Here is a 10,000-nt window from a genome sequence, read left to right on the forward strand (position 1 = left end):
TTAGTCAGCCCACACGACCAGCCCGCTCCAGGCCGTGGCCAAGACCACGATGCCAAAGGCGATGCGGTACCAGGCAAAGGGCACGAAGGTATGGCTGGAGATGTAGCGCAGCAGCCAGCGCACGCAGATCCAGGCGCTCGCAAAGGAGAACAGCAGGCCCACGCCGAACAGCGGCAGGTCGGCCATGCTCAGCAGGGCGCGCTCTTTATAGAGGCTGTAGAGGCCGGCGCCGATCAGGGTGGGGATGGCGAGGAAGAAGGAATAGTCGGTGGCGGCCTTGCGCGACAGGCCCAGCAGCATGCCGCCGATGATGGTGGCGCCCGAGCGGCTGGTGCCGGGGATCATGGCCAGGCATTGCACCAGACCCACCTTGAGCGCATCCAGCGGGCCCATGCCGTCCACGTCCTGGATCTTTACCGTACTTTGCGGGCGCTTCTCGGCCCACAGGATCACGAAGCCGCCCAGGATGAAGGTGCTGGCCACCACCGTGGGCGTGAACAGATGGGCCTTGATGGCCTTGCCGAACAAGAGGCCCAGCACCACGGCCGGCAGGAAGCCGATCGCCACGTTCAGCACGAAGCGGCGCGCACGCGCATCGCTGCCCAGGCCGGCGGCGGTCTCGGCCAGGCGCTGCCAGTAGACCAGGATGACGGCGAAGATCGCGCCGGTCTGGATCGCGATGTCGAAGACCTTGCTCTTGTCGTCGCTGAAGCCCAGGAGCGAGCCGGTGAGGATCAGGTGTCCGGTGGACGAGATCGGCAGGAATTCGGTCAGGCCCTCGACGATCCCCATGATCGCGGCCTTGATCAACAGCATGGCGTCCACGTGCACTCCAGATGAAAGCAGGGGCGGGATGATAGCCGGCGCGGCGAAGGCGGCCGCCTGCCGTCTTGACCCGCTGGAACGAGCCGCCTACATTACTGACCGGTCAGTCAGTATGAGCCCATGGCCAGTTCCACCCCCTCGCCCCGTCAACGCCGCAAGGAAGCCCGCCCGCAGGAGCTGCTGGACGCGGCGCTGAGCCTGTTCGTCGAGAAGGGCTACGCGGCCACGCGTTCGGAGGAAGTGGCGGCGCGTGCCGGCGTGTCCAAGGGCACGCTCTATCTCTACTACCCGTCCAAGGAAGAGCTCTTCAAGGCGATGGTGCGCGCCAGCCTGGTCTCGCCGATCACCGAGAGCGTGGCCCTGGCGGCTCAGCATCGCGGCAGCATGGCCAGCCTGTTGCGCACCCTGATGGCGGACTGGTGGGCGCGCATGGGCATGAGCCCGGCCGGCGGCATCACCAAGATCATGATGGCCGAGGCGCGTAACTTTCCCGAGCTGGCGCAGTTCTATGTGGACGAGGTGATCCGGCCCACCCAGGAACTGCTGGCCGGCCTGCTGGCCAAGGGCGTGGCCAGCGGCGAATTCCGCCCGGTGCCGGTGGAGCATGCGGTGCATGTGCTGATCGCGCCGATGCTGCATCTCGTGTTACACAAGCACTCCTTTGGCGCCTGTGCCCTGCATGGCCCGCCCCTGGATGCCAAGGCGGTGCTGGACGTGCAGCTGGATCTGATGCTGCGCGGCCTGCTGGCGTCGCCGCCCTGATGCCAACGAACCAATACATTCCCGCGGAGACGAACGCATGAAAGCTGGGTGGAAGATTGCTGTGCCGGTGCTGGCCCTGCTCATCGTGGGCGGCCTGGGCGCCAGCTATCTCAAGGGCAAGAAGGCCAGGGAGGCCGAGGCCGCCGCGCCCAAGCCCGCCACGGTGCTGGAGCTGGGGGCGCTGGACCTCGTCACCCTGAAGCCGCAGCGCTTCGCGCGCAGCCTGGACATCTCGGGCAGCTTGCGCGCGGTGGACATGGCGCTGCTGAAGGCCAAGGTGGCCGCCGAGCTGAAGAGCCTGGCGGTGCGCGAGGGCGACACGGTGCACGCCGGCCAGTTGCTCGGTCAGCTCGACGCCACCGAATTCGATTGGCGCCTGCGCCAGGCCGAGCAGACCGCGCTGGCCGCCAAGGCCCAGCTGGACATCGCCAGCCGCAGTGCCTCAAACAACCGCGCCCTGGTGGCGCAGGGCTTCATCTCCTCGACGGCGCTGGAGGCCGCGCAATCCAGCGAGGCCAATGCCAAGGCCAATCTGCTGGCGGCCGAGGCGGCCGTGGAGCTGGCGCGCAAGTCGCTGGCGGATACGCGGCTGCTGGCGCCGATTGCCGGCCAGGTCTCGCAGCGCCTGGCCCAGCCGGGCGAGCGCGTGGCGGTGGACGGCCGCATCCTCGAGATCGTCGATCTTTCGCGGCTGGAACTCGAGGCCGCGGTGCCGGCCGAGCAGGCCGCCGGCCTCAAGATCGGTGCGCCGGCCCTACTGCAGGTGGAGGGCCTGGCCGCGCCGGTGCAGGCCCAGGTGGCGCGCATCAGCCCGAGCGCCCAGGCGGGCTCGCGCGCGGTGCTGGCCTATCTGCGGGTGGCCGGTCAGGCGGGCCTGCGCCACGGCATGTTCGCGCGTGGCCGCCTGGTGCTGGAGGAGCGCGAGGCCCTGGCCCTGCCGACGGGTGCGGTGCGGGTGGACCGCGCCCAACCCTATGTGCTGCTGGCCGACGCCGGCAAGGTGCGCGCGCAGGTGGTGCAGCTGGGTGCCGCCGGCGAGCAGGGCGGTGTGCCCGCGCTGGAGCTGCGCGGCGGCCTGGCGGCCGGCGCCCATGTGCTGACGGCCGCGGCGGGCGCGGTTGCGGAGGGCAGCCTGGTGCGCGTGGCGCCCACGGCCACCTCTGCCGCCAGCGGCGCGGCGCGCTGAGCGCGGGACCCGACCATGTGGTTCACCCGACTCTCCATCCAGAACCCGGTGATGGCCGTGATGGTCATGCTCGCCTTCGTGGTGCTGGGCCTGTTCAGCTACCAGCGTCTGGCGGTCGACCAGTTCCCGAATATCGACCTGCCCACCGTGGTGGTGGCAATGGACTATCCGGGCGCCTCGCCCGAGATCGTCGAGGCCGAGGTCACCAAGAAGATCGAGGAGGCCGTCAACACGGTGGCCGGCATCAGCTCGCTGTACTCGCGCTCCTACGAGGGCACGGCGGTGGTGATCATCGAGTTCAACCTCGACATCGACGGCCGCAAGGCCGCCGAGGACGTGCGCGAGAAGGTGGCGCTGATACGCCCGCTGTTGCGCGACGAGGTCAAGGAGCCGCGCATCTCGCGCTTCGATCCGCAGAGCGCACCGGTCTTCAACGTGGCCCTGCTGTCCGAGGACGGCAAGACCAGCACCCAGGACCTCACCACCTGGGCCACCCAGGTGCTGCAAAAGCGCCTGGAGAACGTGCGCGGCGTTGGCTCGGTGCAGGTGGTGGGCGGTCTGCAGCGCCAGATCCAGCTCTTCCTCAAGCCGCAGGCCATGGAGGCCCTGGGCGTGGGCGTGGACCAGGTGCTGGCCGCGGTGAAGAGCGAGAACCAGGAACTGCCGATGGGCAATCTGCGCTCGCGCGAGCAGGAGCGCGTGGTGCAGATCAATGCGCGGCTGAAGCGCCCCGAGGATTTCCGCGACATCGTGGTGGCGCGCCGTGCCGGCACCCCCATCAAGCTCTGGCAGGTGGCCGAGGTGGTGGACGGGCCGCAGGAGGTCGAGAGCCTGGCGCTCTACAACGGCCAGCGCACCGTGCTGCTGTCGGTGCAGAAGAGCCAGGGCGAGAACACCATCGCGGTGGTCGACGGGCTGATGGCGGCGCTCAAGGACGCGCAAGGCCTGACCCCCAAGGGCGTGAAGCTGGAGGTGAACCGCGACAACTCGCGCGCGGTGCGCATCTCGGTGGCCAACGTCAAGCGCACCCTGTTCGAGGGCGCGGCGCTGACGGTGCTGATCGTGTTCCTGTTCCTGAACAGCTGGCGCTCCACCGTCATCACCGGCCTGACGCTGCCGATCGCGCTGATCGGCACCTTTCTGTTCATGTACCTGTTCGGCTTCACCATCAACAACATCACCATGATGGCGCTGTCGCTGTGCGTGGGCCTGTTGATCGACGATGCCATCGTGGTGCGCGAGAACATCGTGCGCCATGTGGCGATGGGGGTGAGCCCGCGCCAGGCGGCGCTGGACGGCACCGAGGAGATCGGCCTGGCGGTGCTGGCCACCACGCTGTCCATCGTGGCGGTGTTCCTGCCCATCGGTTTCATGGGCGGCATCGTCGGCAAGTTCTTCCACGAGTTCGGCATCACCATCGTCGCCGCGGTGCTGATCTCGATGTTCGTGAGCTTCACGCTGGACCCGATGCTGTCCAGCGTCTGGCACGACCCGCATGCCGGCCATGGCGCGCCCAAGGAGGGGCCGCTGAGCCTGTACGACCGCACGGTGGGCCGCGTCACCGGCCAGTTCGACCGCTTCACCAACTGGCTGTCCGACGTCTACCAGCTGATCCTGGCCTGGTCGCTCCGGCACAAGGGCAAGACCCTGCTGATCGCGCTGTCTACCCTGGTGCTGAGCTTCGTGCTGCTGGGCGGGGTGGGCAAGGAGTTCGTGCCCAAGGCCGACCTCTCCGAGACCCAGGTGAACTTCTACACCCCGGTGGGCTCCTCGCTGGAGGTGACCGAGGCGCGCGCCCGACAGATCGATGCGGTGCTGCGCGCCATGCCCGAGGTGCGCTATACCGTCACCACCATCAACAGCGGCTTTGCCGCCGGCAAGATCTATGGCGCCATCTATGTGCGCCTGGTGGACCGCAAGGACCGCCAGCGCAGCGTGGCCGATCTCGCCACGCCGCTGCGCGAGAAGCTCGCTACCATCCCGGGCATCACCGTCACCAATATCGGCCAGACCGATCTGGGCGGCGGCAAGAGCCTGCAGTTCTCCATCCAGGGCTCGGACCTGAAGGAGCTGGAGCGCATCGCCAACCGCGTCACCGAGAAGCTGCGCCGGGTGCCCGGTCTGGTGGACCTGGACAGCACGCTCAAGCCCAACAAGCCCACCGTCTCGGTGGAGGTGAAGCGCGATGCCGCGGCCGACGTGGGCCTGAACGTGAACGCCCTGGCGAGCTCGCTGCGCACCCTGGTGGCCGGCACCACGGTGGGCAACTGGCGCGCCCCGGACGGCGAGAACTACGACGTCATCGTGCGCCTGCCGCCCGGCCAGCGCGACAGCCTGGCCGATCTGCAAGACCTGCCCCTCAATGTGGCGGCCGCCAGCGATGGCTCGGCGCGCGTGGTGAGGCTGGCACAGGTGGCCGAGATCCTGCCCTCCACCGGCCCCAACCAGATCAACCGGCGCGACATGAACCGCGAGATCACCATCGACGGCAACGCCCTGGGGCGCAGCTCGGGCGAGGTCTCGGCCGACATCCAGAAGATCCTGCAGGAAAGCGAGTTCCCGCCCGGCTACCGCTATTCCTTTGGCGGCTCGACCAAGAACATGAACGAGAGCTTCCAGTACGCGGTGGGCGCGCTGGGGCTGGCCATCGTCTTCATCTACATGATTCTGGCCAGCCAGTTCAAGAGCTTCCTGCAGCCGCTGGCGCTGATGAGTTCGCTGCCGCTGACGCTGATCGGCGTGATCCTGGCGCTGCTGCTGTTCCGCTCCACGCTGAACATGTTCAGCATCATCGGCATCGTCATGCTGATGGGCTTGGTGACCAAGAACGCCATCCTGCTGATCGACTTCGCGATCCGCTCGCGCGAGGGCGAGCATGGCCATGGCGTGGATGCCGAGCCGATGAGCCGCGATGCCGCGCTGCTGCACGCCGCGCGGGTGCGGCTGCGCCCCATCCTGATGACGACGCTGGCGATGGTGTTCGGCATGGTGCCGCTGGCCTTTGCGCTCTCCGAGGGCTCGGAGCAGCGCGCGCCGATGGGCCAGGCGGTGATCGGCGGTGTCATCACCTCCTCGCTGCTGACCCTGGTGGTGGTGCCGGTGATCTACTGCTACCTGGACGATCTGTCGCAATGGGCCAGGCGCAAATGGTCGCGCGGCATGACGGATGGCAATGGCGCAGCGCGCGCCGGGAAATAGAATCGCGCCGGAAGATTTGAGCCAAGGATGAGCATGAACTACGAACAAGCCCGCTTCAACATGATCGAACAGCAGATCCGGCCCTGGAATGTGCTGGACCAGGATGTGCTGGGATTGCTGGCCGCGGTGAAGCGCGAGGACTTCGTGCCTGCCGCCTACCGCGCCATGGCCTTCTCCGACACCGAGCTGCCGCTGGGCGAGGGGCGCAGCACGCTGGCCCCGCGCGTGGAAGCGCGCCTGCTGCAGGAGCTGAAGGTGGCGCGGCATGAGAAGGTGCTGGAGATCGGTACCGGCAGCGGCTTTCTTGCCGCCATGCTGGGGCACCGTGCGCAGCGCGTCGTGACGCTGGAGTCCAGCCCCGAGCTGGCGCGGCAGGCGGCCGAGAACCTGCGCCGCGCCGGCCTCAGCAATGTCACGGTGCGCGAAGCGGCCGGCGCCCAGGGCCTGGCCGGCGAGGCGCCGTTCGACGCCATCCTGCTGTCGGGTTCGGTGGCCGAGGTGCCCGCGGCCCTGCTGGCGCAGCTGAAGGTGGGCGGGCGCCTGCTGGCCATCGTGGGCGAGGAGCCGGTGATGCGCGCCACCCTCACCACCCGGGTGGGTGAGAAGGAATACAAGAGCGTCGAGCTGTTCGACACCGCGGCGCCGCGCCTGCCGGGCTTCGAAGCCGCCTCCGGCTTCGTGTTTTGAGCCCTCGCATGCAGCAGATCTCGGTGACGGAACTGCGCGCCATGCTGGACGCGCCGACGCCACCCCTGCTGCTGGATGTGCGCGAGCCCTGGGAGGTGGCGCTGGCCAGCATCAGCCCGCCCGGCGTCGACACCCTGGCCGTGCCGATGGGGCAGATTCCGGCGGCGCTGGCGCGGCTGGAGCCGGCGCGGCCCGTCGTCTGTTATTGCCATCATGGGATGCGAAGTCTGCAAGTCGTCGCATTTCTTGAGCGCCAAGGCTTTGAAACCGTCTATAACCTCGCCGGCGGCATCGAGGCCTGGTCTTGCGAGCAAGACCCCATGGTGCCCAGATATTGATCCGAACCCTCCCTTATGTGGGACCTAACTATGCTGCAAGGAAGCGTCATGCCTGCTGTCCGTGAGAACAAGTCGAACAAAGCGCGCACCGCATTGCGCCTGAGCACCCTCGCCATCGCGCTCGGCCTCTTCGGTGCGGGCGCGCAGGCACAGAGCCTGAACGAGCTCTATGACGCGGCGCGGGCCTATGACGCCACCTACCTGGCCGCGCGTGCCCAGGCCGATTCGGCGCAGTACAAGGCGGCGCAGGCCGACGCGCTGGCGCGGCCCACCCTGGGCCTGGGCGCTTCCGCCACGCACCAGCGTGTCGACCCGCCGAGCGGCGGCAACCTCAATTCCGACACCTTGCAGGCCGGGCTGAAGGGCAGTTATGCGCTCTACAACCGCGGCAATGCGCTCACCATCGACCAGGCCCAGCGCGCCCTGGGCGTGGCGCAGGCGGATCTGGAATCCGCCGAGCAGGACCTGATCTTCCGCGTGGCCCAGGCCTACTTCGACGTGCTGGCGGCCGGCGACACGCTCGCCACCACGCGCGCCAACAAGACGGCCATCAGCGAGCAGCTGGCCTCGGCCAAGCGCAATTTCGAGGTCGGCACGGCCACCATCACCGACACGCGCGAGGCGCAGGCCAAGTACGACCTGGCGACGGCGCAGGAACTGGCGGCCGACAACGATCTGCGCGTCAAGCGCGTGACGCTGGACCAGATCGTCGGCCGCGTGGGCGTGGAACCCAAGCCCCTGGCGGTGCCGGTGGCCCTGCCGGCGCTGCCGTCCACCAATGTGGACACCTGGGTGGCGCAGGCCGACGAGCAGCACCCCGGCGTGCGCAAGGCGCGCCTGGGGCTGGAGGTGGCACAGCTGGAGACGCAGAAGGCCAAGGCCGCCGAGGGCGTGACGGTGGACCTGAACGGCAGCCTGGGTGCGCAGAACCTGCACAACAACCTGAGCGGCCTGGCCGCCGCCCAGTCGGGCGTGGGCACCACCAAGAACGCCTCGCTGGGCGTCACCGTGAGCTTCCCGCTCTATACCGGCGGCGCAACGCAGAACCGCATCAAGGAGACCCTCAAGCTGGAGGAGAAGTCGCGCAACGATCTGGACTATGCGCGGCGCTTTGTCTCCGAGAAGACCAAGAGCACCTTCTTCCGCTGGCAGTCCAGCATGGCCCAGGTGAAGGCCTATGAGGCGGCCGAGTCGTCCAGCAAGCTGGCGCTGGAAGCGACCCAGCTGGGCTACAAGGTCGGCGTGCGGGTCAACCTGGACGTGCTGAATGCCCAGACCCAGCTCTACAGCACCCAGCAGAACCTGGCCAAGGCGCGCTACGACACCGTGCTGCTGAGCCTGGCACTGCGCCAGGCCGCCGGCCAGCTGCGCCCCGATGACGTGGCCGCGGTGAACCAGCTGCTCGCCAAGTAAGCCGGGCCCCGCATCGGTCAACCGCCACGGCCGCCGGCCCTGGCGGTTTTTTCATGCTTGGGCGCGGGTTCCGTCGGGGTCAGGTCTTGCATGGCCGGCCGCAGCGGCGCGTGCTCGCGCAGGCTGCGCAGGATGATGGCGGTGGAGGTCTCGGAGAGCGCGCAATAGCGCTGCAGCACCTGCTCCAGATGCGCCACGTCGCGCACCGCGATCTCCAGGATCCAGCTGTCCTCGCCGGTGACGTTATAGGCGGTCAGCACCTCGGGGCTGGCCTCGATGGCGCGGCGCATGCGCGGCTCGTCGCAGCGGCCCACGCGTATCACGCCGCGGATCGCATAACCCAGCTTGGCGCTGTCCACCACCGCGCGGTAGCCGGTGATGACGCCCAGCGCCTCCAGCTTGCGCACCCGCTCGGTGACGGCCGGCTGCGAGAGAAATACGCGCCGGCCCAGCTCGGCCATGCTCAGGCGGGCGTCCGCCTGGAGCTCGGCAAGAATGCGGCTGTCATGGTGGTCCAGGTCATCGATCATGATTTCAAAGGCTGCATGGCGGAATTTCCATGAAGTTTAAGGAAATACCGCGGGCAAGTCTTGAAGATTGCATTCAAGGGCGCGGCCTATTTGCTTAGCATTTGGGCCATGAATCAAACCGCAAGCCTGCCCGCCGGCACCGGCCTCAGCCCCCGCATCCTGGCCTGCCTGGCCGCCACCTGGCTGGTCTGGGGCTCGACCTATCTGGCCATCAAGTACGCCTTGCTGAGCTTCCCGCCCTTCTTTCAGATGGGCTCGCGCTTTCTGGTGGCGGGCGTGGTGCTGGCGCTCTGGATGCGCGGCCGCGGCGCACCCTGGCCGAACCGGCGCCAGTGGCTCAATGCCCTGGTGGTGGGCGGGCTGATGCTGGGCGGTGGCATGGGCGGCACGGCCACCGCGGAGCAAAGCGTCGGCTCGGGCCTGGTGGTGGCCTTCATCGCGGTGATGCCGTTGATGATCGCGGCGCTGAACCTGTTGTGGCGCGTGATCCCCTCGCGCCTGGAGTTGGCCGGCATCGCGGTGGGGCTGGTGGGCGTGCTGATGCTGACGCTGGGGCAGGGCTTCGGCGCCTCGCCGGCGGGCCTGGTGGCGATCACGACTGCCTGCGCCTGCTGGGCGGTCGGCAGCGTGCTGTCACAGCGTGCGCTGCCGCTGGCGCCGGGTGCGATGGGCTTTGCCAGCGAGATGCTGGCGGGCGGCCTGGTGCTGATGTTGCTGAGCCTGGGCAGTGGCGAGACCCTGAGCCAGCCGCTGCGTGCCGAGGCGGTGCTGGCCTGGAGCTATCTGGTGGTGTTCGGCTCGCTGATCGCCTTCAACGCCTACATGCTCTTGCTGGCCGAGGCCTCGGCCTCGCTGGCGTCCAGCTACTCCTTTGTCAACCCGGTGATCGCGATGCTGCTGGGGGTGGCGGTGGCGGGCGAGGTGATCAGCGCTTTTGAATGGCTGGCGGCCCTGGTGGTGCTGGTGGGGGTGGTGCTGCTGATGCTGGGGCGGCGGCGCTGAGCAAGGCTGTTCATCCAGGCTGCCGCGCTTGGGTGAGAATGCCGGGCGCTTTCCCATCC

At 68.3% G+C, this 10,000-nt stretch carries 9 protein-coding genes; 7 read left to right on the forward strand and 2 right to left on the reverse strand.

Annotated elements, in window-relative coordinates:
• Positions 1–825: an undecaprenyl-diphosphate phosphatase gene (locus AC3WQY_RS20580; protein WP_492710408.1), complete on the reverse strand. Its 825-nt coding sequence runs from the start codon at positions 823–825 to the stop codon at positions 1–3.
• Positions 826–945: 120 nt separating this feature from the next.
• Here AC3WQY_RS20580 and AC3WQY_RS20585 point away from each other — a divergent pair, with 120 nt between their 5' ends.
• The 6 genes from AC3WQY_RS20585 to AC3WQY_RS20610 are packed head-to-tail and all read left to right on the forward strand — an operon-like array spanning position 946 to position 8,409.
• Positions 946–1,587, forward strand: a complete 642-nt coding sequence (locus AC3WQY_RS20585) for a TetR/AcrR family transcriptional regulator (RefSeq protein WP_492710409.1) — start codon at positions 946–948, stop codon at positions 1,585–1,587.
• Between the two features lie 37 nt (positions 1,588–1,624).
• Positions 1,625–2,773 carry an efflux RND transporter periplasmic adaptor subunit gene (locus AC3WQY_RS20590; protein WP_492710410.1) on the forward strand — a complete coding sequence of 383 codons (1,149 nt, stop codon included), beginning with the start codon at positions 1,625–1,627 and terminating at the stop codon, positions 2,771–2,773.
• 15 nt (positions 2,774–2,788) lie between these two features.
• The gene (locus AC3WQY_RS20595) at positions 2,789–5,971 is read left to right on the forward strand and encodes an efflux RND transporter permease subunit (RefSeq protein ID WP_492710412.1); all 3,183 of its coding nucleotides are present in this window, start codon (positions 2,789–2,791) and stop codon (positions 5,969–5,971) included.
• 33 nt (positions 5,972–6,004) lie between these two features.
• Entirely contained in the window at positions 6,005–6,658 is a 654-nt protein-coding gene (locus tag AC3WQY_RS20600) for a protein-L-isoaspartate O-methyltransferase family protein (protein ID WP_285232550.1), read from the forward strand.
• Between the two features lie 8 nt (positions 6,659–6,666).
• On the forward strand, positions 6,667–6,996 hold the full coding sequence (locus AC3WQY_RS20605) for a rhodanese-like domain-containing protein (RefSeq protein ID WP_285232549.1): 330 nt from the start codon (positions 6,667–6,669) through the stop codon (positions 6,994–6,996).
• Between the two features lie 48 nt (positions 6,997–7,044).
• Complete coding sequence (locus AC3WQY_RS20610) at positions 7,045–8,409, forward strand: TolC family outer membrane protein (protein ID WP_492710415.1); 1,365 nt, start codon at positions 7,045–7,047, stop codon at positions 8,407–8,409.
• Between the two features lie 17 nt (positions 8,410–8,426).
• Here AC3WQY_RS20610 and AC3WQY_RS20615 read toward each other — a convergent pair whose 3' ends face one another.
• The gene (locus tag AC3WQY_RS20615) at positions 8,427–8,939 is read right to left on the reverse strand and encodes an Lrp/AsnC family transcriptional regulator (RefSeq protein ID WP_492710417.1); all 513 of its coding nucleotides are present in this window, start codon (positions 8,937–8,939) and stop codon (positions 8,427–8,429) included.
• A gap of 108 nt (positions 8,940–9,047) precedes the next feature.
• Between AC3WQY_RS20615 and AC3WQY_RS20620 the strand changes: the two genes are divergently transcribed.
• Positions 9,048–9,941: an EamA family transporter gene (locus AC3WQY_RS20620; protein ID WP_285232546.1), complete on the forward strand. Its 894-nt coding sequence runs from the start codon at positions 9,048–9,050 to the stop codon at positions 9,939–9,941.
• The last annotated feature ends 59 nt before the right edge of the window (positions 9,942–10,000 follow it).

The sequence above is a fragment of the Roseateles sp. FW301-B2 genome, from assembly GCF_058788955.1.